This is a genomic window from Pseudoalteromonas sp. BSi20495 (genome assembly GCF_000241185.1).
Classification (GTDB): Bacteria; Pseudomonadota; Gammaproteobacteria; order Enterobacterales; family Alteromonadaceae; genus Pseudoalteromonas; species Pseudoalteromonas fuliginea.
Window position 1 is genome coordinate 64,446 of sequence record NZ_BADY01000010.1, and the last position, 25,178, is coordinate 89,623.

The window sequence follows — 25,178 nt, forward strand, 5'->3', positions numbered from 1 at the left end:
AAACAACTCTCTCGTACAAGGCGATTAAAATTTATGAAGTATTTGGTATATGCCAGCCTGATAATAAGCGGTGCGAGTGTTGCACAAGAAGCCCCTAACAATGCAATCAGTGCAACAAATGCAGCTAAAACCTTACTCACCGATATAACTAACACGGGTAATGGCTTAATTGCTGTTGGTAAACACGGTACTGTTATTAAAAGTACATCGGGTGATTCATGGCAACAAGCTGAGCTAGTTCCAACTCAAGTGCTCTTAACTGCCGTTGATTTTAGTAACGAAAATAATGGATGGGCGTGTGGCCACGATGCAACAATTATTAATACCACTGATGGTGGTCTTAATTGGCAATTACAACAAGTAAAACCTGAATTAGATAAACCGTGTTTAGATATTTTATTTGAAAATGATTTACAAGGCTTTGCCGTTGGCGCATATGGTATGTTTTACCACACCACAGATGGTGGAAAGCATTGGCAAAAGCGTTTTTTAGACTCTTTGTTATTTAGTGATGATCGCGATTATTTAAATGATTTAAAAGAAAATGATCCTGAAGGTTATGAGGCTGAAACAGCTTCAATTTTACCGCATTTTAATCGTATAGAAAAAACGACTAACGGATTAATAATCGTTGGTGAAATGGGGTTAATGGCCAGAAGTTCTGACAATGGTGTTACTTGGGAACGTTTAGAAGAAATTTACCCTGGTTCCTTTTTTGCGTTTAATTCAGATGAACAACAAGAAGTTGTTGCAGGTCTACGCGGTAACGTATTTACGAAACAACGAGGGGAGCAAGAGTGGCAGCATTTAGAAAATGTAAAAGCTGCAACCGTTAACAGCATCATTAATTATAACAATGAACAATGGTTAATGCTGGCCAACAGTGGAGTTATTTTTCATTTACAAGATGGGTTACTTACTCACGAGCAACTCGCTGATGGTAAAGCAATACTTGATGGTGTGATTATAAATAATAACCTAATCATGGCTACAGAAGATGGCATTAAAGTGAAGGAGTTGACCCCTTAATGCATAAGATTTTAGATGTAATAGAAAAAGCGATTTTTAGACATCGCTTAATCATGCTTATAAGCTTTGCACTCATAACGTGCTTACTTGTATTTAAAGCAACGCAAATTCAACTTGATGCATCGTTTAATAAAAATATCCCGTTAAACCACGATTATATGAAAGTGTATACCAAGCATGAAAAGCAGTTTGGTGGTGCAAACAGTATTCTTATTTCAGTCTGTGACGACAGTGGTAATATATTTAATCCAGAATTTTTTACTCAGCTAAAAGCGGTTCATGATCAGCTTTATTTTATACCTGGAGTAAACCGTCCATTAGTAAATTCTATATTCTCCCCCAGCGCTCGTTTTGTTGAAGTAGTCGAAGATGGCTTTGCAGGTGGTCCAATTATTCCTGCAAACTTTAAAGCAGATACGCGTGGTTTAGGTGTAGTAAAGGAAAACATTGAAAAAGCAAAAGTTGTAGGGCGTATGATTGCCAGCGATTATTCGTGCGCGATGGTAACGGCTCAACTTTTAGAAACAGATCCTCAAACACAACAAAAATTAGACACATTAGCTTTTGCACAAAAGCTAGAAAGTGATTTAAGAGAGCCTTTAAGTACAGACAAAGTAAGTATTCATATTATTGGCTTTGCAAAAATGGCTGGTGATATAGCTGAAGGCGCAAAAGGGGTAGTCGTATTTTTTGCCATTGCTATCGCCTTTACCTTTATTATGGTTTGGCTATTTTGTGGCAGTTTAAAGCTAACTATTTTGCCTATCGCGTGTTCTATTATTGCCGTTATTTGGCAATTAGGCCTGCTTTCAAGTTTAGGGTTTGGCCTTGATCCTATGTCTATTTTGGTGCCATTTTTAGTCTTCGCTATTGGCGTAAGTCATGGTGTGCAGATGATCAATGCAATAGGCAAAAAAGTAGGTGAAGGGAAAAGTACTAGGATTTGCTGTCAATCAAGTTTTAGAACGTTACTTATTCCAGGTGGTATTGCACTTTTATCAGACACTGTTGGCTTTTTAACATTATTGACCATTGATATTGGTATTATCCGTGAGCTGGCAATAACAGCCAGTTTAGGTGTTGCGGTTATTATATTTACTAATTTAATTTTATTGCCTGTTTGGGCTTCTTACATGAAATTTGAAGGCAGTGTGCATATTCAATCAGGTGATGCGGATAAACCAAATCTGCTTGATGCGATTCGTGACATACTCGTTAAAGCAACCGATCCTAAAGTTGCTAAAATGATTATAGGCTTTACTTTGGTGTTATTTGCTTTGGGCTATTGGCAAGCAGATAAAATGCGCATAGGTGATTTACATGCCGGAGCACCTTCCCTTCATCAAGACGCTCGCTATAATCAAGATACTTTCTTAATATCAGATAAATATACAATTTCATCTGACATTTTAAAGGTCATTGTTGAGGCCTATCCTGCAGCGTGTACTGAACATGATGTTATGGAGCGTATTAGTCGCTTTCAATATAAAGTTGAAAATGTAGCCGGCGTGCAATCAGTTGTTAGTTTGAGTTCCGTTGCGCAGTCAGTGAATGCAGGCTATAACGAAGGTAACCTTAAGTGGCAAAGTCTTCCACGAAATTCTGCTAGTTTAGTGCAATCCACTTCAAGAGTAGAAACGAGTACGGGTTTACTCAATGGTGATTGTTCTGTTATGCCTGTTATTATCTTTTTAGATGACCACAAAGCACAAACGATTGACCGCGTAATTGAAAACGTTAAACAGTTTTCAATAGAAGAGGGCACTGATAAATTAGCCTTTAAATTAGCGTCAGGGCCGGTTGGGGTAATGGCTGCAACAAATGAGTCAGTATCTGAAGCACAAATACCAATGATGATATACGTTTATGGTGCAGTAATTATTTTATGTTTACTAAGTTTCAGAAGCCTAAAAGCAACAATAGCCGTGGTATTACCACTTTATATTGTATCAACACTTGCACAAGCACTTATGGTTCAACTAGAAATAGGCTTAACGGTTTCTACATTGCCGGTGATTGCTTTAGGAGTCGGTATTGGTGTTGATTATGGCATTTATATCCTGTCATCAATGATGGGGCAGCTTAAACAAAACGTGCCACTGAGTGTTGCTTATCGCAATGCATTGGTTGAACGTGGTAGTGCCGTGTTATTTACGGGTATTACGCTTGCAATTGGTGTTAGCACATGGATTTTCTCTGATTTGAAATTTCAAGTAGACATGGGAATACTGCTTACCTTCATGTTTTTAGTAAATATGTTAGGTGCAGTACTGTTATTACCTGCGATTGGAAGCTTACTCTGGACTGACCAGAAGAAATAAAGTGAATAATTTTGCTCCTTAATGGCCAGTAATGGCCATTTATATCTATAATTTGTGAATAGATGACCAAATAGCTGAAAAGCTTAAAATGTTTTCATCGAAAAGGCTGTTTATTAGCTGTAAAAGGGTTAGAATTTAACTGACTCCACGCTAATAAATGGCTGTACAAATATTCTGCCACTAGGCAGTAATAGATTAAGGAACATACAATGACACGAAATGAAGGCCAAGCCTCGGTTATCCTAGATAATGTTTGTAAGCTGATCCAAAAAAAAGTTCACGCTGATAATGTGTTACTCGTTGAAAAATTTGCCAAAGCCTTGTACAGCAACATGTCTAAAGAGGATTTGGCTAATCGTAACGATAGTGACTTATATGGCGCTGCACTAAGCCTTTGGAATTCGCTAGAAAAGAATACAACTGATAATGCTGTTATCCGCGTTTTCAATCCCGAAGTGGCTAAAGATGGCTGGCAGTCATCGCATACAATTGTTGAAATTATTGCTAAAGATATGCCTTTTTTAGTAGATTCAGTGCGTATGGCCATGACTCGTGAAAATATCGCCTCTCACTTATTACTTCATAGCCCACTTAAAATTCAACGTGACAAAAACACGAAAATATCGGGTTTATCTAATTTAAAAGCAGAGCAAGAATCGACGTCGACTAAAACGGTTTTCTTTATTGAAATTGATCGTCAAACAGATTCCTCTGTAATTGAGTCTTTCAAAAAAGAATTAGAATCAGTACTCGTTGATGTATCCGTTGCAGTTGAAGATTGGCAGCCTATTCGTAAAAAATTAATTGCGGTCACCAAAGAGCTACCTAAGCGTCGCCACAATAAAAATGAAAACGAAGTTGCCGAAACGGTAGAGTTTTTAGATTGGTTAGTTAAAGATAATTTTACACTAATGGGCTATCGCGAATATGAATTAAGCCCTGTGCAAGGTGACTACCAATTAAAAGGCAAAATGGACACTAGCCTTGGCTTGATGAAAAATTCAACTGAAGAACACACACGATTATTATCAGAATTACCAGAAGTAGCACGCCAAGAAGCGCGTAGCAGTAATTTATTAATTTTAACAAAAACCAATTCACTTTCTCGTGTACATCGCCCCGCTTATATTGACTATGTTGGTATAAAACGTTTTGACGATGAAGGGAATGTAATTGGCGAAGACCGTTTTATTGGGTTGTTTTCTTCAAGTTTTTATAATAATAGCGCCGCGGATGTCCCTGTATTAAAGAGTAAGATTAACCGCATCATGGAGATATGTGACTTTGCTAAAGGCACGCATGCTTACAAAGCGGTTTTAAATATTTTAGAAACCTATCCCCGCGACGAGCTAGTTCAAGCGCGTGAAAACGAACTACTTGAAGTTGCCATGGGGGTTTTACAAGTACAAGAGCGTGACATGTGTCGCTTATTCGTTCGTAAAGATGCTTACGGCCGATTTTTCTCATGTATGGTTTATGTTCCTCGAGAACGTTACAACACAGCGCTTCGTCGTGAAACGCAAGATATTTTAGGCAACGCATTTAATTCTGACAACAAAGTCGAATTTACTACTTACTTTTCTGAGTCAACACTGGCGCGTACCCATTACACTGTTCGTGTGACCGATAACAATATTGAATATAACGTGAAAGACATCGAAAATAATTTAATAGAAGCTGCGCGTACTTGGGAAGACAAGTTGCAGTCTGCGCTTTTAGAATCAGCTGGTGAAGCACGCGGTAACGATTTAAACCGTAAATACTGTAATGCGTTTGCACGTTCATATAAGGATGAAGTGCTTCCCAGTGCCGCAGTTGTAGATATTGAAAAACTAGAATTATTGACCGACGAAAATAAACTAGAAATGTTGTTTTATCGTCCACAAGAAGAAGCTAATAGCAATATTGTACGATTAAGCTTATTCCATAAAGATGAGCCAATTCATTTATCTGATGTTATGCCAATGCTTGAAAACTTTGGTCTACGTGTTGTTGGCGAAACGCCATATTCAGTTAAAACCAGTGATGGTCGTATTAATTGGATCATGGATTTTTCTATGCTAATAGACAGCAAAGGAATGGCTGACTTTGATAAAATTTCAGCACGTTTTCGCGCTGCATTAACAAATGTTTGGGGCAACCGTCTAGAAAACGATGGTTTTAACCGTTTAGTTTTAATGGGTGGCCTAGCAGGTCGTGAAGCTTCTATTTTACGTGCTTATGCTAAATATATGCGTCAAATTGGTGTTACGTTCTCGCAAACGTATATTGAAAGTACTTTTGCTAATTACCCAAATATTGCTGCGCAAATAGTTAATTTGTTCGCTAAAAAGTTCTCAATTAAAGCCCCGGCTAGTGCTAAAACACTTGAGAAATTAATAGCACAAATTTACCTAGAACTTGAAAATGTTGCCAACCTTGATGATGACCGAATTATACGTTTATACGTTGATATGATTGTTGCAACGCTTCGTACTAATTATTATCAAAAAGATGCACAAGGTCAGTTTAAATCTTATGTCTCATTTAAGATTCAACCTAGTCTAATTCCTGATGTACCATTGCCACTTCCTGCATTTGAGATTTTTGTTTACTCCCCACGTGTTGAAGGCGTGCATTTACGTTATGGTAAGGTGGCTCGTGGTGGACTTCGTTGGTCTGATCGTCGTGAAGATTTCCGTACAGAAGTCCTTGGTCTGGTAAAAGCGCAACAAGTTAAAAATACAGTAATTGTACCTGTTGGCTCTAAAGGTGGTTTTGTATGTAAACAGCTACCGACTGAACGCGAAGCGTTTATAAAAGAAGGCCAAGAATGTTATAAAATATTTATTCGCGGCTTATTAGATATTACAGATAACATTGAACGTGGTGAAATAGTGCCAGCTCGAGATGTTGTTCGTCATGACGAAGATGATGCTTACTTAGTAGTTGCGGCTGATAAAGGGACAGCCACCTTCTCAGACATTGCAAATGGTATTGCGAATGAATATAACTTCTGGCTAGGTGATGCGTTTGCTTCAGGTGGTTCTGTTGGTTATGACCACAAGAAAATGGGTATCACTGCTAAAGGTGCATGGGAATCAGTTAAGCGTCATTTCCGTGAAATGGATATCGATTGTCAAACTACCGACTTTACAGTGGTCGCCATAGGCGATATGGCAGGGGATGTGTTTGGTAATGGTATGTTGTTGTCTAAACATATTCGTTTACAAGTTGCATTTAATCATATGCACATTTTTATTGATCCTAACCCAGATGCAGCGACATCTTACCCAGAGCGCGAACGTCTATTTAATATGCCGCGCTCATCTTGGGAAGATTATAACAAAGACCTTATTTCTGCAGGTGGAGGTATTTTTTCTCGCGCGGCTAAATCAATAACATTAAGCCCTGAAATGAAAAAAATGCTTGGCACTAAAAAAGCAAGTATGACACCAAACGAATTAATGAAAGCATCATTAATGATGAACTTCGATTTACTGTGGAATGGCGGTATCGGAACGTACATTAAAAACTCTAAAGAAACTGATGCAGATGTTGGAGATCGTGCAAACGATGCACTTCGCATTAATGGTAATGAGTTGGGTGCAAAAATTATAGGTGAGGGCGGTAACTTAGGCGCAACTCAACTTGGCCGTATAGAGTTTGCAGCAAAAGGCGGGCGTGTCAACACTGACTTTATCGATAACGTAGGGGGTGTTGCGTGTTCTGATAACGAAGTTAACATTAAAATTTTACTTAATGGCTTAGTTGCGGAAGGTGATTTAACCCGTAAACAACGTGATGAGCTACTTTATTCAATGACTGATGAAGTCTCTGAATTAGTGCTTAAAGATTGTTATCGCCAAACGCATACGATTTCAATTACGCAATCGAAGGGCACGTCTACTCTTAAAGAAAAAATACGTTTTATTCATGCGCTTGAAAAAGACGGCAAGCTAAACCGTGCTATCGAGTTCATTCCTAGTGATGAAGAATTGGCAGAACGTGCAGCCGCAGGTAAAGACTTAACTCGCCCTGAGCTTTCAGTGCTCGTGTCTTACGCTAAAATGGTATTAAAAGAGTCTTTAGTAAGTGATGAAATTACTGAAAACCCATATTACCGCCAGCTGCTCGTTAAATCGTTTCCACGGCCATTACGTGAGAAGTTTAACGATGCGATGAACAACCATCCACTTCGTAAAGAAATTATTGCAACTAAACTTGCTAACAATATCGTTAATGATATGGGTTTAAACTTCATGGTACGTATGCATGAAGAAACTGGCGCAAGCGAAGCTGAAATAGCAATGTGTTATTCAATTGCCAGTGAAATTTTTGAAATGCGCGATACATGGTCTTCTATAAGCGCATTAGATAATAAGATTCCAGCAGCTGTACAAACTGAGATGCTTTACCAACTTCGTCGTACTGTGCGTCGAACTACACGTTGGTTCTTACGTCATCGTAATAAGGCGCAAACGATTGAGCAAGGAATTGAGTATTTTGCACCAACATTCAAAGATTTAAGTGAAAACTTAAATACTTATATCGTTGAGAAAGAAAATGATCGCATAGTACAAGAAGCTAATAAGCTAATTGAAAGTGGTGTACCGGAAGCTATCGCTAAGCGAATTGTGGCATTATCAAGTTTGTTCTCGGTAATGGACTTAGCGGAAATTGCGAATAGTTCGGGCCGAGGTATCTCAATGGTATCTAATACGTACTTTAAACTTGGTGCGCGAATGGGTCTGCATTGGTTCTTAGATCAAATTACCCATCAACCGGTTGCAAACCATTGGCAAGCGCTTGCTCGTTCTTCTTACCGTGAAGAGCTAGATTGGCAACAACGTACGTTAGCTGAAGTAGTATTAAATAGCTTTGAAGCTGATGAAAAAGATGTTGATAGTCAAATAGATGAATGGATGGATAACCAAGAGTTATTATTACTTCGTTGGAAACAGATGTTGGCTGAATTTAAAACTTCACAAAGTCATGATTTTGCTAAGTTCTCTGTAGCACTTCGTGAATTAATGTTATTGAGCCATAATTGTAATACTTCAGGAAAATAATTTAGCCTTTCATTTGTTTTTATTTCACAAAAAATAAATGAATTGATTATTTTGTTATACAATACCTCAGCCTTGTCTGAGGTATTTTTTTGTCTGTATTTTAATAGAGGATTATATTCATGTTTTACGATTTAGCTCGCCGTTTTATGTTTACCCGTGATGCGGAGTGGGCGCATGAGTTTGCTCTAAGTAACCTACGTCGCTTCGCTAACACGCCGTTAAGTGCCGCTTGGTCGCAAAGTATTGCAGACAAACCAGTTAATTTTTTAGGCCTTGAATTCAAAAACCCAGTTGGGCTTGCTGCAGGGCTTGATAAAAATGCTGAATGTATAGATGCATTTAGCCAAATGGGCTTTGGTTTTATCGAAGTCGGTACGGTTACACCGCGCCCTCAAGTGGGTAATGATAAACCTCGTATTTTTAGGTTGCCAGAGTCAAATGCAATTATTAATCGCATGGGGTTTAATAATAAAGGCGTTGATAACTTAATCGCTAACGTAAAAGCGGCAAAGTACAGTGGGATACTCGGTATCAATATTGGTAAAAATAAAGATACACCTAATGAGCAAGGTAAAGATGACTACATTTATTGTATGCGTAAAGTATTTGAGCATGCCTCATACATTACGGTAAATATTTCATCACCAAATACCCCTGGACTTCGTGATTTACAATATGGTGCAGCGCTTGATGATTTACTGCAAAGCCTTAAAAGCGAGCAACTTGATCTAGCAGCTAAACACAATAAGCAAGTTCCGATGCTGGTAAAAATTGCGCCGGATCTAGATCAAATACAAATAGAGCAAGTAAGTGAATCACTTTTAAATAATAAAATCGATGGTGTAATTGCCACCAACACCACGCTTGAGCGAGCTGCAGTTATGGGCCAGCAATATGCAGAAGAAGCCGGCGGTTTATCAGGTCATCCTGTTAGAATGCGCTCTACAGAGGTAGTGAGTGAATTGAAACGCTTAACACAAGGTAAGTTGCCAATCATCGGAGTAGGCGGTATTGACGATGCTACATCTGCAAAAGAAAAGTTAGATGCAGGCGCAAATTTAGTTCAAGTTTATACTGGGTTCATCTACAAAGGTCCACAATTGGTAAAGACGATCGTTAACGGCTTATAAGGATCAGTTATCTAAGCTTTTGATCGTTCGATAAATGTTCTAAGCAAGCATTTTAAAAGTGGTCAAAAGCGGTTATACTGTGAGTAATAATTATTCAACATACCCAAGGAGGAGTAAATGTTACAAGCATCAAAGCAATGGCAGTGGATTACTTGTCCTAATAAAAATCGTTTGTTACTTGATTTAAATGACGACATGCAATTATGTACGCCCTATAAGTTAAGACAACTCACCGATTCTGTTTTTAAAAATCCACGTTTTAGTTTAGAAGATGCTGCATTTTATGAACAAGTTTATAACTATTTAGATGGGTTTGAATTGTGGTCTGCTGCTCAAATTTGTCAAATATCGCTAAATGCAACCGCTGTTAAATATCACTTAAAACCCGTTTTATCGAAAAGCTGGTTTTTTGAAGAGTACACTGGAACAGAGCCTAGTGTAGAGGCAATAGTAAAATTAACATCTAAAGCACAATCGGGTGATTTCTTAATTGTAGAGCACTGCTCTGATGCATCTATTTGCTTAAATTTAAGCGAAACCTTTAAATTAGACGAAAATTTATCTTTAGCACAATTTGAAGTAATCCGTATTTTGAATAATCGAGTCCACCCCATTCTAAATCAGCAATACCAAAGTCAAACCGCCTAGGGTCTGCTGATCTTTGCGGATTGAAATTTGTTCAAACTAGGGGCTATTTAATCGCAGCGCGAGATTTGTAACCTAGTGGGCTCGGTAACTGCTTCTGCGTTATCCTACTGGCTTACATCCATGTAAGAATAAGTAAAAACCGAGCAAAGCTTCCGCGTCCTGCTCACGCCCCTTACCTACATCCATGTAGGCAACAAAGAGTAAATATCCCCTAGGAAGAACCCTTTGGGCAGCGCCTGTTTGGCATTAATGCTACGTTATCGCCCATTTATGGGGAATAACCACACTACATAGGCTCTGCCTTGCCTAAATACCAAACAGACTGCTGCAAATTCAACCTTGAAAGTTCAACAGACCCTCATCAAATTTAAGTTTTTAAGCGTGTCTTTATGGCGTGTTTGTCACTCAACCTATGTTATAATCCTGCGCAATTAGCTATTAAGGGTTATTACTTTGCAATTTATCGCACTTACTTCTATCGGAATCGAAAATTTATTGGTTGATGAACTAACAGAGCTTGGCGCAACTGTGTCTAAGCAAACTGTTGGTTCTGTTCGTTTTGAGGCTGACTCATTACTGGCGCAAAAGGTTTGTTTATCAAGTCGTTTTGCAACGCGTGTGCTTATGCTTATTGAAGAAAAAGAAGGCGTAGATGACAAAAATAGCCTGTATAATTTTGCGCGATCGCAACCTTGGCAAGAGTGGTTTGGACCTACTCAAACATTCGCTGTCGACTTCAACGGTACCAATGACTCATTAAAAAACACACAATTTTCGGGTCTTGTAATAAAAGATGCGATTGTTGATTATTTTAATGATTTATACGAGCAGCGTCCCAACGTTGATAAGCAAGACGCTAACGTACGTGTTGTTGCACGACTAAATCGTTACGGCGTTTCTATGTATATTGACTATTCTGGCCCTCGTTTGTCTGAACGTGGTTACCGTCAAGGTCAAGGTAAAGCGCCAATTAAAGAGCATTTAGCGGCTGCACTAATTAAGCGAAGTGGTTGGCTTGATAATGTAAAACAGCCTTTATTCGATCCATGTTGTGGTGCGGGTACTATTTTAATCGAAGCGGCCGGCATGGCACGAAACGAAGCGCCGGGATTATTCCGTGAAGGCTTTGCTTTTGAACGTTTACCCAGTTTTAGAGCCGCTAAGTTTAAAGAACTTAAAGAAGAGTTACTTGCTAACATTACCGATCCTAAATTGTGGTTAATTGGCCACGATTACGATGAACAAGTTTTGAATAAAGCGATTGATAATGCCAAACGTGCTGAGCTTGATGATGTTATTAAGTTTAAGCAAAGTGATGCCACTAAACTTACTGCTGTTGCAAAATTACCGGGTGTTGTAATCTCAAACTTACCTTACGGTGAGCGTATTGGTTCTATGGCTGAGCTTGTTGATTTACACCGTAATTTAGGTGTTGGCTTTAAAAAGCACTTTAATCATTGGAAACTTGCCTTACTGGGTATGGACGAGAGCTTATTTAAACTTTTAAAACTTGTGCGTCTTAAGCGTTATAAGTTTAAAAATGGCCCACTTGATGTTGAACTTAACTTATATCAATTAGATGATAAGCAAGTAAGTTTGACCACCGATGATAAAAAAGCGCTTAATTTTGAAGGCTCTACGTCATTCGCAAATAGATTGAAAAAGAATAAGCAAGGCTTAAAAAACTGGCTTAAACAAAATAAAGTAGACGCTTATCGTGTTTATGAAGCGGATATACCTGAGTACAATGTTGCTGTAGATATTTACGGTGATTCAGCGGTTATTTTTGAATATGCAGCGCCTAAAGAAATTGATGAAAAAACATCAGAAAAACGCCTGCAAGACGTAATAACATTGACTTCGCAACAACTTGATATCTCACCTGAAAATATTGCTGTAAAAGTGCGTAAAAAGCAAAAGGGTGAAGACCAGTATACCGCTATGTCTAAACAAAACCGAACTATGGTAGTTGAAGAGTTTGGTGCTAAGTTTAAAGTTAATTTATTCGACTACTTAGACACAGGTTTATTTTTAGATCACCGTTTAATGCGTCGTTATATTCAAGAAAATGCAAAAGATAAACGCTTTTTAAACTTGTTTGCATACACAGGTACTGCCTCTGTGCATGCTGCACTTGGTGGCGCTAAAGCAATTACAACAGTTGATTTATCTAAAACCTATTTGAAATGGGGCCAAGATAACTTCGATTTAAACAATATCAGTAATACACGTTACCGTTTTGAACAAGCAGATTGTTTAAAGTGGTTAGAGCATGCAACAGCACAATATGATTTGATATTTTTAGACCCTCCAACGTTCTCAAACTCAAAACGTATGAAAGACGCGTTTGATGTGCAAAGCGATCACATTAAATTATTAACGTGGGTTAAAAAGATCTTAAGTCCATCAGGTACTTTGATTTTCTCTAATAACAAACGTGGTTTTGTAATGGATGAAGTTGGCCTGATTGGTTTAGGCTTAAAAGCCGTTAATATCTCAGATAAAACACTATCACCAGACTTCAAACGTAATAAAAAAATCCATAATAGCTGGCTAATTACGCATGGCTAAATGGATTTTATATCATACTGATGGTTGCCACTTGTGCGAGCAAGCTGAGCAACTTATCACTGAAGTACTTCGTGATGCTAGTGAGTTATTACTCATTGATATTATGACTGATGAGCAGCTTATTGCTGAGTATCAAATTACTATTCCTGTATTAAAAAGTGAAAAAGGCGAGAAATTATATTGGCCTTTTACCTTACACTCTGTGCGCGAATTTTTAGCACAAGCAGAATAAGAGCAAATAAGAACTATGGATTTAATAAGAATTTTAAAAGCACAACTTGCTTTTGGTACACATGCTTTGCTTAACAAAGCAGATGCGGTTATAGAAAGTGGCGAAAGAGTGTGTGTTGTTGGTCGAAATGGCGCGGGCAAGTCAACGCTGCTAAAAGTACTTGATGGACAAGTTGTTTTAGATGATGGCGAAATAAATCAACTCGGTGGCATTCGAATTTCTCGCTTAGAGCAAGATCCACCAAAAGGTGCAAGTGGCACTGTATTTGATTACGTTGCGCAAGGTATGCCAGAAATTGCTAACTTACTCATTGATTTTCATCATGTTAGTAACGAATTGCAAACACAGTGTACTGATAAGTTATTAAACAAGCTTGAACGTTTATCAAACCAACTTGAAGCCGCTGATGGCTGGTGCTTTGATAGCCGAATTCAATTAGTCTTAACACAATTAGAGCTAACGCCAGAGGCTAAACTTGAGTCCCTTTCTGGTGGTTGGTTACGCAAAGTGGCACTTGCGCGTGCACTTGTAAGTGAGCCTGATTTATTGCTACTAGATGAGCCGACAAACCATTTAGACATGGCAAGTGTCATGTGGCTTGAACAGTTTTTAAAAGAATTTAAAGGCGGCATTGTATTTATATCACATGACCGTGCGTTTATTCGTGCTGTTGCTACGCGTATTTTAGATTTAGATCGCGGTAAACTTATTTCGTACCCAGGTGATTACGCGACTTATCTAGAGCAAAAAGCGCATGATTTAAAAGTAGAAGAAGCGCAAAATGCATTATTTGATAAGCGCTTAGCAGAAGAAGAAACGTGGATTCGCCAAGGTGTTAAAGCGCGTAGAACACGTAACGAAGGGCGTGTTAGAGAGTTAAAGCAGCTACGTAATGAGCGCAAACAACGTGTTGATCAAGTTGGTAAAACTGACTTTAATATTGAAACAGCAGACCGCTCTGGTAAATTAGTATTTGAAGCTCAGCACCTTTGCCATGCATTTAAAGACAAAGTTATTGCTGATGATTTTTCGACACTTGTTATGCGTGGTGACAGAATCGGCTTAGTAGGTCCAAATGGTATTGGTAAAACAACACTATTAAAACTAATGTTTGGTGATTTAGAACCAGATAGCGGCATAACTAAGCAAGGTGTTAATTTAGAATTTGCTTACTTTGATCAGTACCGTGAAAAACTTGACGAAGAAGCAACAGTTCAAGATAACGTTGCCGAAGGTAAACAAGAAGTGATGATGGGCGGTCGTTCACGTCATGTTTTAGGTTATCTGCAAGACTTTTTATTCCCGCCAGCACGCGCTCGTACACCGGTTAAAGCACTCTCTGGTGGTGAAAAAAATAGACTGCTATTAGCTAAACTGTTTTTAAAACCATCTAATATACTTGTTCTTGATGAGCCAACGAATGACTTGGATATTGAAACGTTAGAGTTACTAGAGGACATTATTAATCAATATCAAGGTACAGTGCTGATTGTAAGCCATGACCGAGAATTTATTGATAATACATGTTCTAGTGTATGGGCATTTGAAGGCAATGGTAAAGTAACAGATATCGTTGGTGGTTATAGCGACTACGAAGCCTATGTTAGTTACTTAGCTGAACAAGAAAAAAGAATTCAGCAACAACCAGTAAAAAAAGTTGAAAAAGTAGTAACTCCAGCTGCCAAACCTGCAGCTAAGACAAATAAACTCTCTTACAAATTAAAACTTGAATTAGAGCAACTACCGAATAAAATGGAAAAACTAGAAGCTGAAATTGAAGCTCAACAAGCTGTAGTGAGTGACGCAGACTTTTTTAAACAAGAGAGTGATGTAACAACTAAAGCATTGAACCATTTAGCACAACTTGAGTCTGACCTTGAAGCTGCCCTTGAGCGCTGGGAAGAACTTGAAGAATTACAGAATCAGTAGTAAGGACTAAAATGAAATATAAATTACTCGCTGCCAGTATTTTAGCGACATTAAGCACTTCAGCAATAAGTGCGACATATCAATTAACTGAGTTAGGGTCTTCTGAAAACGCTAAACACTCTTACGTTACCGATGTTAGTGAAAGCGGCCATATTATTGGTGTCGCTAATGGTTTATATAATTTACCAATTGATACAAGCTATATAGATTTTACTGAAAATGTTATTGAAAGTGCTTACGATGGCACAGAAGCAGCATATAAATTAAGTGATAAAGAAATTACTTTCACACTTGATGACATTGAAAATAATGATGCCGTAAGCACTAATCCTGATGCTCATGCTTTTATGGTTAGTTTTTTGGCAAATTCGAGTTTAGGAATTCCGTCTAACTTTGAATATCAAAAAATGAGTTCTTTAGTTGGGATTAAATTTAACGAATCAGAGATTACTGAACAACCGATTTTTGATATAGCTTCTGTTGATTATGATGGATTAACTCGTTCAACTATCAATCTTTTAAATGCTGTAAGTGAAGATGGTGTTTCAGTTGGTTGGGGCAGTGCACCCTACGATAAAGTTTTATTCACTCCTGATGGAGATGACGAAGCTGAAACATGGTTCACTCATGAATTTATAGAGCGTGGGATTGTAATAAGTGCTGATGGCAGTATAAGTGTTGAGTTAGAACCTGAATTCAATGAATATGGCGGCACAAGCCGCGCTAACGACATTATTAAAACAAATAGTGGTTATACTGTAGTAGGTAACGTTTCAACTAGTATACCAGTTGAAATACAAGATGATATTGAAGATAGTTGTGATAATGAAGATGAACCTATATCTGTATGTGTTAATTTATTAAATTCTAATATTTCACGAGGCTTATTTAATAAGCGTGCTGTTAAATGGGAACTTGATGAATCGTTAAATATTACTTCTGTCGAAGAACTTGGTTTAGCACTGACACCTGATGAAGGTGAAACTGAAGATGATGCATTTATAAGTACTGCACTTGCGGTTAATAGTAATGGTGTTGCTGTAGGTTCATCGCATACGCGATACTACAAAGATGATGACATTATATTAACCATGCCCGTTTATTATAAAGATGGTGCGGTAGTTGATTTTATAAATCAAGAAGATGATTGGCAAGGCGGTAAAGCATTAGCAATAAGTAATAATGATGTTGTTACGGGTTATGCTATTAAACGAATTGAAGGAACACTTCGAAATAAGTTTTTTTATCATGATATAGCAACAGGCAATACGGTATTTCCTAATGACTATTTTTCTAGTTCAAGTTCTTATGGTAATGATATAAATAGCCAAGGTTATATTGTTGGGGAAGGTGAGGTAGGTGTTTCAGATAGCTCACGTCGTAAAGAGGCATTTGTATACAAGATTGGCGAAGATAAAATAACCAACCTAAATGACTTATTACCATGCTATGAAACTGATGGTGAGACAAATTATGCTTATACAATGGCTGAAGCTAAAGTAATTAACGAAAATAATGAGATTTTTGGTGTAGCAACCAAAACAGTTGAAAAACGTGATTCGTTAGGTGGAATTGTTACTGATATTGAAGGCAATATTGAATTTGAAAGTGTCGCAGTTGCAGTAAAGTTAACTCCTATTGCTAATGGTGAAGTTGAAAACTGTGCACCACCTGAAGCAGAAGTTTATGAACGTAACTCTGCGAGCTTTCCTTGGTTCACATTATTATTACTACCCTTAGTTGGCATAAGACGTATATTCCGTTTTTAATTAACTAAAGTGATTTGCATAAAAAATCCCAACTTCATTAAGTTGGGATTTTTTTTCGTCTATAGTAATTAGAGCTTATAAATATTTGGTTATTTGTTGCGTGTTGCCCACGCTTTGACTACTGAACGTCGCCAAATAATATCTATACTAAAATAAGCAATTATGCTCGCGATAGAGGCGCATACCAATGAGCCAATTAAAAAAGCGGGTCCAATGGTTTCTATACTTTCTAGAAACCAAGCCCAGCTAGGTTCGAAGGCAAAGTGTTGCTCTGGCTGGTTTAAAATTAATGTACCAACTAAATACGACCCGTAGAATATAGGGGGCATAGTTAATGGATTTGTAAGCCAAACTAAAGCAACCGAAATAGGTAAGTTAACTCTAAATACAATAGCTCCAGCTGCGGCTAAGACCATTTGAAAGGGAACAGGGATGAAAGCAAAAAATAGCCCAACAGCAAATGCTCCTCGAGCGGACCGTCTATTTAAGTGCCAAAGATTTGCATCTTGCAAAAGGTGCCCAAAAATTCTTAGATATTTATGATGTCTAATTTTATTTGGATCAGGTAAAAATCTTTGGATCGTTTTTTTAGCCATTTAAAGCAACCATTTACATCAGTGTGGATAAGTCTTGGGTTTGTAATTGGCTGTATCGCAACCGTATTTTATTATCAAACTCTCGAATTTATAATATTCACAATATCAGTCCTTATTGTGAGTTTGTATTTTAAGCCGTTTTTAAATGTATTGTTAGGCTTTATTTGCGCTATTTGCTGTGTATCACTGCATTATTATACTTTTTATAATTTTGAAAGCCCAAAACAGGATGAAAAGTATGCATATGCAGCTGAGCTAATTGTCGAAGATATAATTTCAAATAAGCAACCTCAATACATAAGAGTAAAAATAATAGAATTTGATACTGCTCAATACGCATATTTTAGGGCACCGAGTGCAATGCTGAGTGTGAATTCTGAACAAATACTTTTTGTTGGTGATACTTTTAAAGCAACAATAGCTATAAAAAACTTTCGAAGTACTAAAAATTTTAATGTATTTGATAACGAGAGATATGCTTTTACACAACGAATATTTTTTAAAGGAAAAATACTCAATAAAGAACTTATTGTTGCGCGTAATAAAAAACACAGCCACCTTATAAATTATAGGGAATATATAAAAAGGACTTACAGTAATACAAAACTTAAATGGCTATATTATGCACTATTAACGGGTGATAAGTCGTTAATGAGCTTTACAGATAAGCAATTAATGCAATCATTGGGGTTGAGCCATTTACTGGCAATATCCGGATTACACATCGGGTTAATATTTGGTTTTTGCTATATAATTACGCGATTTTTATTTAAACAAATAAAATACGCTGGTAAGCAGACTAAAAACCTGTCTGTTATTTATAGTCTAGTTGGCTTTATTGGATCGTTTATCTATGTATATTTGAGTGATTTTTTAGTTTCAGCTACACGCGCCTTAATCATGCTTGGGTGTTATTTAGCACTCTACTTTTTGGCAAAACAACCATTACGTTGGCGAAGTATTTTATATGCACTTGTTATTGTGCTTATAATTAATCCTTTTAATGTATTAAACGCTGGGCTGTATTTCTCGTTTATTGCTGTGGTTATTATATTTCTAGTTGTTAAGCAAATACCGATTTTTAATACATCATTTCTAAATAAGGTCGTTGCATTAACTGTCGTTCAAATTGCTTTATTTATTGGTTTATTACCACTTTCATTATACTTCTTTAATGGCGTGAGCTTAGTTGGTTTAGTACTGAACTTAATTGCTATCCCATTACTTTCTTTAGTCGTTATGCCTTGTCTAATTATTATCACATTTATTAGCAGCTTACTTGATATAGGCATAATTATTAGTGTTTTTGATGAAAGCTTAAGTTATTTATTCGAATGGCTATTGAAAATACCTAGTTATATTCGTTGGTTAAATATAGGTAATATTGACGCTATTGTTGTTGTTTTTTCATACATTACTATTTCGATTTTTTATTTAGCCCCATATAAATGGCTAGCAGGTATCCCATTAAGTGTCATGTTGTTTAACTACTTAATAGTGGATAAGCCAAAATGGCAATTACATGTTTTTGATGTAGGACATGGATTAATGGTGCTAATAGAAAAAGATAAACATGCACTAATTTATGATTTTGGGCCTAGTTATTTTAATCGTTTTAGTCGTACCCGTAGTATTTTACTGCCCTTTATTGAGTCAAACAATCTTACTGTATCAACAGCTATTTTAAGTCATGAAGATAACGATCATGCGGGCGGTGTAGATCATTTTATAAAAGCAGGCTACGAAACTCGTTTTACCACATTTCATCCCCATAACTTACAAGACACTTGCGAAGTAACCAAAATAGATATTTTTGGCCTTCAAATTGAAAGCTTTAAAACGTTAAACTTCAAAAATGAGAATGATGATTCATGCGTTATTCGTGTTGCTGATAAAACCCACAGTGTTTTATTAACGGGTGATATATCTAAACAACGAGAGTTGCAATTATTGCAAGAGAACTATTTTTTAAAAAGTACCGTTATGCTAAGCCCACATCATGGGAGTGATACATCGTCTAGTAATGAGTTTATAAGTGATGTAAATCCTAAAATTGTTATTCATTCTAGTGCTTACAAAGGACAATGGCACTTCCCGAAGGAGGAGGTTGTTGATCGTTACGACAAAATAAATGCAACTCAATATGTGACAGGTCAACAAGGACAAATAAGTATTGAATTTTACAATGATAATGTTCGAGTAAAAGCGGCTCGCGAGGATGAAAGTTACTGGTTTATCAAAAATTGACGTTTTGTTTTAGTGTGCCTAAGGATACAATAGAGTCTGTAATTGTATGAAGAGAGTGTTATGGATCAAAGTACTACACAAATTTATAAACGGTTAATTTCTTACGTCGGTGCATATAAGAGTGTAGCCTTCGTCGCTATTATAGGAATGATTGGCTATTCAGGAATGGACGCGCTATTTATTCAATTAATGAAACCATTTATTGATGAAGGTTTGAACCAACGAAATAGCGATGTATTAAAGTATGCTCCATTTGTTGTTATTGCACTGGTGATTGGGCGTGGTATTTTTAATTTTATGTCATCGTATTGTTTGAGCTATGTAGGTTCACAAGTTGTACGATCTTTACGCCAAGAGTTATTTGAGCACATATTGCATTTACCCGTTTCTTTTCATGACAAAAACTCCACAGGCGATTTAATTTCAAAAATCACTTTTGACACAGAGCAAGTTCAACAAGCAATAACTAAAGCGCTACTTATTGTTGTACGTGAAGGGGCCTTTGTCGTCTTTTTACTTGGTGTAATGTTTTATACCAGTTGGAAGCTCTCACTTATATTTCTAGTCATCATCCCTCTCGTCGCTATTATTGTAGCGGTTGTATCGAAACGTTTTCGTCATATTTCTAAAAGTATCCAATCAGCTATGGGGCAGGTTACACGTAGCTCTGAACAAATGCTTAGCGGACATAAAGTAATTCACGGGTTTGGTGGACAAGAGCAAGAAATAAATAAATTTTCTAAAATTAATAATCATAACCGTCAGCAGCGCATTAAAATGGATGCGACAAAAGCCTTAAGTGTATCCATTATTCAAATACTCGCCGCAAGTGCTATGGCTGTTATTTTATGGGTGGTATCGATGCCTTCTATGATTGATACTATAAGCTCTGGGGATTTTGTTGTTTTGATATCATCAATGATGATGTTGCTGCGCCCACTTAAACAATTGGCTAATGTTAATAGCGATATGCAACGTGGCATTTCTGCATCTCAAAGTATATTTTTAATACTTGATGAAAATGTAGAGAAAGATACTGGCACAGTCGCTGTTGATAAAGTTAAAGGGTTAATTGAAGTAAAAAATGTAACCTTTAAGTACCCAACTAAAGATGAAGCCGTATTAAACGATTTGTCGCTAACGATTAAAGCGGGTGAAAGTATTGCCTTAGTAGGGCGCTCAGGTTCGGGTAAATCAACTATTTCTAATTTATTACCACGTTACTATGATTTAGATCTGCCGAGTGAAATATTACTTGATGGCATAGCCCTGCAGGATTATAAATTAACAGATTTGCGTCGCCAATTTGCTTTGGTTTCTCAGCAAGTCGTGTTATTTAACGATACGATTGCCAACAATATTTGTTATGGCATAAAGCATGATGTAACTAATGACGAATTAGTACAAGTAGCAAAACAAGCGCATGTTTGGGAGTTTGTTAAAGATCTTCCAGAGCAATTAAACACCATGGTAGGTGAAAATGGCGTAATGCTTTCTGGTGGTCAACGCCAGCGAATAGCGATAGCGCGTGCAATATTAAAAGATGCACCTATTTTGATTTTAGATGAAGCAACATCAGCACTTGATACAGAGTCTGAAAAGCTTATTCAGCAAGCGTTAGAAACGCTAATGAAAGACAAAACCTCAATTGTTATTGCGCATCGCTTATCTACTATTGAAAATAGTGATCGAATTTATGTTATTGATAACGGTCGTGTAATAGAAAGTGGCGATCACAATAGCTTATTAGCAAATGACGGTACGTATTCAGCCCTTTGCAAAATGCAGTTTGGTGATCAGGCGTGAGCAAAATAGAACAAAGTTGGTATAAACCATTTGGTCTAATTACTTTATTGTTATTACCATTGAGTGCTCTGTTTTGGATTGTATCGACATTTCGAAAATGCTTGTACAGCGCTAAAATAATTAAAGCGTTTGAGTGTAAAACGCCTGTTATTGTAGTCGGCAATATAAGTGTAGGCGGCAATGGTAAAACACCTTTTGTTTTGTGGTTGTATGAGTATTTGACCGAGCAAGGTTTATCAGTGGGTATTATTAGTAGAGGCTACGGTGGGCAATCAGATAATTACCCGCTGTTAGTTACTGAGCTTGTTGATGCTCAGCAGGCTGGAGATGAGCCTGTACTTTTATACCACCGTTTAAAATGCCCAATAGCGGTTGGTCCTAATAGACAACACAATATCTATTTATTAGAAAATAACTATACGCTAGATGTCATTATTTCTGATGACGGAATGCAGCATTATAAAATGCCACGTAGCATTGAGTGTTGTATTGTTGATAGTGAACGCCGTTTTGGTAATGGCTTTGTTATGCCAGCAGGGCCACTTCGCGAAACAACTAAACGCTTACAAAATGTGGATATAGTAATTGAAAATGGTGGTGAGGCTAATAATAGCTACACGCTAAAAGTAAGTAACTTACGATTAGTTAATTCAAGTGATGATGTAAAACACACAGTGACTCATGCACATGCAATAAGTGCAATTGGTAATCCTAAACGGTTTGAAAACTCACTTGAAGCACAAGGCATTACGTTATTATCGACTCATCATTTTAAAGATCATTATGCTTATACAGCCGATGATTTTGTCCAGTTTGGCGATGATTACATTATAATGACCGAAAAAGACGCCGTTAAATGTCAGTCCTTTGCCAAACCTAATTGGTATTATTTACCAGTAGATGCACAACCTACCGATAGCGTTATAAATAAACTAAATTCATTATTAAAAGAAAAAGGAATACTCAATGGCCTTTGATACAAAACTACTCGAGATAATTGCTTGCCCAGTAGGCAAGGGTAAATTACGTTTTGATAGAGAAAATAACGAACTAATTAGCACGGCAGCTAAACTTGCTTATCCTGTAAAAGATGATATTCCAGTATTGCTTGAAAATGAAGCGCGTGAGTTATCTTTAGAAGAGGTTGAAAAGTGGAATTCGTAGTTGTTATACCTGCGCGTTTTGCATCAACCCGACTACCAGGAAAACCACTTGCCGATATATGCGGTAAGCCAATGGTTCAACATGTTTACGAAAAAGCATGTTTATCAGGTGCTAGCAAAGTTATTGTAGCAACCGATCATCAAAAAGTATTTGATGCAGTAAGTTTATTTACTAGCGACGTAGTAATGACTCGCGAAGATCACCAGTCTGGTACTGAACGGTTAGCAGAAGTAGTTGATTTACTTAAACTTGATAACGATACAATTGTGGTTAACGTACAAGGCGATGAGCCATTACTTGCACCAGAAAACGTATCTCAAGTTGCTGCGCTATTAAGTGATTCAACAGCACCAATGGCAACGTTAAGTGTTGCTATTGAAGAGCGTGATGAAGTATTTAATCCTAATGCCGTTAAAGTGGTGAGTGATATAAATAAAAATGCCCTGTATTTCTCTCGTGCAAGTATACCGTTTGATAGAAATACAATGATGGATGATAGCACGGCTCTTAATTTATCACCGTTCCAACGCCATGTAGGTATTTATGCGTACAGAGCGGGTTTTATTAAACAATATATAGAACTGAGTGTATCACCACTTGAATTGCTTGAATCGCTTGAGCAGTTACGTGTTTTGTATCATGGTTATAAAATCAAAATAGAACAAGCTCAAATAGCTCCCCATGCAGGTGTCGATACGCCCGATGACTTAGCTAAAGTGATAGCGCATATTAAAAGTAAAAACGTGTGAGTGAGCAAGTAAGTAAGATATTAAACGTTGTTTATACACATAACGATTTTTATATTTTAGAAAAGCCGGCAGGTCTTAATTTTCATTCAGAGGAGGGGCCTGGTTTTGTTGTGTTAGCCGAACAACAATTATCGCAAAAGCTTTATGGCGTTCATCGTTTAGATAAAGTGACATCAGGGCTTATTATTTTAGCAAGAAACAAAGCCTCTGCAGCCGCCTTTACTGTTATGTTTACTGAGCATGCGATTAATAAATTTTATTTAGCGATTAGTGATGCTAAACCTAAAAAGAAGCAAGGGTGGATTAAAGGCGATATGGCTAAATCTCGCCGTGGCTCATTTAAGTTACTAACGAGTACACTTAACCCTGCAATCACCCGATTCTATTCTCTGAGTTATAAGCCAGGATTTAGAGGGTATATTTTAAAGCCTTATTCAGGAAAGACGCATCAATTAAGAGTGGCACTAAAAAGTGTGGGCGCAGCTATTTTTGGCGATGCAATGTATTCAGGCACGCCATCAAATCGTACCTATTTACATGCATATGCGTTAAGCTTTTTATGGCAAGGTGAACAAATACAGCTAACTTTATTACCCGATAGTGGTGATGAGTATTTGGCGTTAATTAAACATCAAGATTTTCAAGCATGGCAATCGCCATGGCAACTGGATTGGTAAATGAGCGAAAAAGTTACAGATATACGTTTTGGTGGTATTAAACGTTTATATGGTCATCAACAGTTTGATTGGCTTCAAGAAGCACATTTTTGTGTAGTAGGTATTGGTGGTGTAGGAAGCTGGACAGCAGAAGCACTTGCGCGTACTGGTGTTGGTAAAATAACATTGATTGATTTGGATGATATTTGCGCCACTAACGTAAATAGGCAAATTCATGCGTTAACGGGCACTATTGGTCAAGCTAAAGTCGATGCAATGAAAGCGCGCTGCGAGCTTATTAACCCAGAATGCCAAATTAGTGTAATAGATGACTTTATTACGCTTGATAATATTCAAGAGCATATTCAAGGTTTTGATTATGTAATTGATTGTATTGATGCAGTTAAAGAAAAAGCAGCATTAATAGCGCATTGTAAACGTAATAAACTCCCTATAATTACAACCGGTGGTGCTGGCGGGCAAACAGATCCTAGCCAAATAACTTTTGGTGATGTAGCTAAAACTACGCAAGACCCATTACTTGCAAAAGTGCGCTATATTTTGCGCAAGCAGTATAATTTTAGTAATAACCCTAAGCGTAAGTTCAATATTGATTGTGTTTACTCAACAGAGCAATTGGTTTACCCAGGAAGCGATGGCAGTGTATGTCATGCTAAGCAAAGTGCTGATGGCTCGATGAATATGGACTGTAATAACGGTTTTGGATCTGTGACTATGATCACAGGAAGCTTCGGCTTTTTTGTTGCGGCAAAAGCTGTTCGAAAATATTTGGATAAAAAGCAGCGTCTACTTACAACGCTTGATTGTGATAGAACTTAGAGCACTTTTTGTTGTGCCATGGTTTTTATTTTTTCAATCATGGCTTTAATTCCATTGCCACGAGAAGGGCTTAAGTGACTAATTAAGCCTAATTTTTCAAACTCTTCATACGCATCAATTTTAATTACCTGCTCTGGTGTTAAACCGTTATACAGCGCTAATATTAAGGCTAGTAAGCCTTTTACAATACGTGTATCTGAGTCACCTATAACGACTAAAGAGCTCTCTGTTAAATCAAACTCTACAAACATCCACACTTTACTTTCGCAGCCTGGTACAAGGGCATCATCAATTTTCAGCGATTCTGGTAATATAGGTAATGTTTTACCCAACAGCATTATTTCACGATATTTTTGCTGCCAAGCGGGTGCATTTTTTATAGATTCAGTGACTTTTTTAAACGTATTTGTCATGAGTTATCCTAATTAATTCTATTAAAG

The 25,178-nt window shown here is 37.3% G+C and carries 18 protein-coding genes; 16 read left to right on the forward strand and 2 right to left on the reverse strand.

All coding sequences use genetic code 11. The annotated features are described in order from the left end of the window. Positions 1-33 precede the first annotated feature (33 nt). The 9 genes from P20495_RS18770 (at position 34) to P20495_RS18730 (ending at position 16,680) form a co-directional block, all read left to right on the forward strand. Positions 34-1,029, forward strand: a complete 996-nt coding sequence (locus P20495_RS18770; protein WP_008133686.1) for a YCF48-related protein — start codon at positions 34-36, stop codon at positions 1,027-1,029. Further along, positions 1,029-3,350: an RND family transporter gene (locus P20495_RS18765; protein ID WP_008133688.1), complete on the forward strand. Its 2,322-nt coding sequence runs from the start codon at positions 1,029-1,031 to the stop codon at positions 3,348-3,350. Before P20495_RS18770 ends, P20495_RS18765 begins: the two co-directional genes overlap by 1 nt. A gap of 209 nt (positions 3,351-3,559) precedes the next feature. After that, positions 3,560-8,401: an NAD-glutamate dehydrogenase gene (locus P20495_RS18760; protein WP_008133689.1), complete on the forward strand. Its 4,842-nt coding sequence runs from the start codon at positions 3,560-3,562 to the stop codon at positions 8,399-8,401. A 119-nt stretch (positions 8,402-8,520) separates the two neighbouring features. Then, entirely contained in the window at positions 8,521-9,531 is a 1,011-nt protein-coding gene (pyrD, locus tag P20495_RS18755; RefSeq protein WP_008133690.1) for a quinone-dependent dihydroorotate dehydrogenase, read from the forward strand. A 117-nt stretch (positions 9,532-9,648) separates the two neighbouring features. Beyond that, positions 9,649-10,179 (forward strand): cell division protein ZapC, encoded by a 531-nt coding sequence (locus P20495_RS18750; protein ID WP_008133691.1) that lies wholly within the window; start codon positions 9,649-9,651, stop codon positions 10,177-10,179. Positions 10,180-10,632: 453 nt separating this feature from the next. After that, positions 10,633-12,750, forward strand: coding sequence for a bifunctional 23S rRNA (guanine(2069)-N(7))-methyltransferase RlmK/23S rRNA (guanine(2445)-N(2))-methyltransferase RlmL (gene rlmKL, locus P20495_RS18745; protein ID WP_008133692.1), 2,118 nt, complete (start codon positions 10,633-10,635; stop codon positions 12,748-12,750). Next, positions 12,743-12,982: a glutaredoxin family protein gene (locus P20495_RS18740; RefSeq protein WP_008133693.1), complete on the forward strand. Its 240-nt coding sequence runs from the start codon at positions 12,743-12,745 to the stop codon at positions 12,980-12,982. The genes rlmKL and P20495_RS18740 overlap by 8 nt, the downstream gene beginning before the upstream one ends. 15 nt (positions 12,983-12,997) lie before the next feature. Continuing rightward, positions 12,998-14,911, forward strand: coding sequence for an ABC transporter ATP-binding protein (locus P20495_RS18735; RefSeq protein ID WP_008133694.1), 1,914 nt, complete (start codon positions 12,998-13,000; stop codon positions 14,909-14,911). An 11-nt stretch (positions 14,912-14,922) separates the two neighbouring features. Continuing rightward, positions 14,923-16,680, forward strand: coding sequence for a DUF3466 family protein (locus P20495_RS18730; protein ID WP_008133695.1), 1,758 nt, complete (start codon positions 14,923-14,925; stop codon positions 16,678-16,680). An 89-nt stretch (positions 16,681-16,769) separates the two neighbouring features. On the opposite strand, the gene P20495_RS20000 is transcribed toward P20495_RS18730, so the two are convergent. After that, positions 16,770-17,276 carry a DUF2062 domain-containing protein gene (locus P20495_RS20000; RefSeq protein ID WP_033014898.1) on the reverse strand — a complete coding sequence of 169 codons (507 nt, stop codon included), beginning with the start codon at positions 17,274-17,276 and terminating at the stop codon, positions 16,770-16,772. On the opposite strand from P20495_RS20000, the gene P20495_RS18725 reads away from it, so the two are divergent. The 7 genes from P20495_RS18725 to tcdA are packed head-to-tail and all read left to right on the forward strand — an operon-like array spanning position 17,256 to position 24,738. Beyond that, positions 17,256-19,523, forward strand: coding sequence for a DNA internalization-related competence protein ComEC/Rec2 (locus P20495_RS18725; RefSeq protein ID WP_008133696.1), 2,268 nt, complete (start codon positions 17,256-17,258; stop codon positions 19,521-19,523). The genes P20495_RS20000 and P20495_RS18725 overlap by 21 nt on opposite strands. Before the next feature lie 60 nt (positions 19,524-19,583). Beyond that, a complete protein-coding gene (gene msbA, locus P20495_RS18720; protein ID WP_033014902.1) occupies positions 19,584-21,329 on the forward strand; it encodes a lipid A export permease/ATP-binding protein MsbA in 1,746 nt (581 codons plus the stop codon). Then, on the forward strand, positions 21,326-22,306 hold the full coding sequence (gene lpxK / locus P20495_RS18715; protein ID WP_008133698.1) for a tetraacyldisaccharide 4'-kinase: 981 nt from the start codon (positions 21,326-21,328) through the stop codon (positions 22,304-22,306). The genes msbA and lpxK overlap by 4 nt, the downstream gene beginning before the upstream one ends. After that, complete coding sequence (locus P20495_RS18710; RefSeq protein WP_007375741.1) at positions 22,296-22,493, forward strand: Trm112 family protein; 198 nt, start codon at positions 22,296-22,298, stop codon at positions 22,491-22,493. Before lpxK ends, P20495_RS18710 begins: the two co-directional genes overlap by 11 nt. Next, positions 22,481-23,242: a 3-deoxy-manno-octulosonate cytidylyltransferase gene (kdsB, locus tag P20495_RS18705; protein WP_008133700.1), complete on the forward strand. Its 762-nt coding sequence runs from the start codon at positions 22,481-22,483 to the stop codon at positions 23,240-23,242. The genes P20495_RS18710 and kdsB overlap by 13 nt, the downstream gene beginning before the upstream one ends. Beyond that, positions 23,239-23,919 carry a TIGR01621 family pseudouridine synthase gene (locus P20495_RS18700; protein WP_007375743.1) on the forward strand — a complete coding sequence of 227 codons (681 nt, stop codon included), beginning with the start codon at positions 23,239-23,241 and terminating at the stop codon, positions 23,917-23,919. Before kdsB ends, P20495_RS18700 begins: the two co-directional genes overlap by 4 nt. Next, the gene (gene tcdA / locus P20495_RS18695; RefSeq protein WP_008133703.1) at positions 23,920-24,738 is read left to right on the forward strand and encodes a tRNA cyclic N6-threonylcarbamoyladenosine(37) synthase TcdA; all 819 of its coding nucleotides are present in this window, start codon (positions 23,920-23,922) and stop codon (positions 24,736-24,738) included. Here the strand turns inward: tcdA and P20495_RS18690 are convergent. Then, complete coding sequence (locus P20495_RS18690; protein ID WP_007375745.1) at positions 24,735-25,151, reverse strand: SufE family protein; 417 nt, start codon at positions 25,149-25,151, stop codon at positions 24,735-24,737. The genes tcdA and P20495_RS18690 overlap by 4 nt on opposite strands. Between the last annotated feature and the right edge of the window lie 27 nt (positions 25,152-25,178).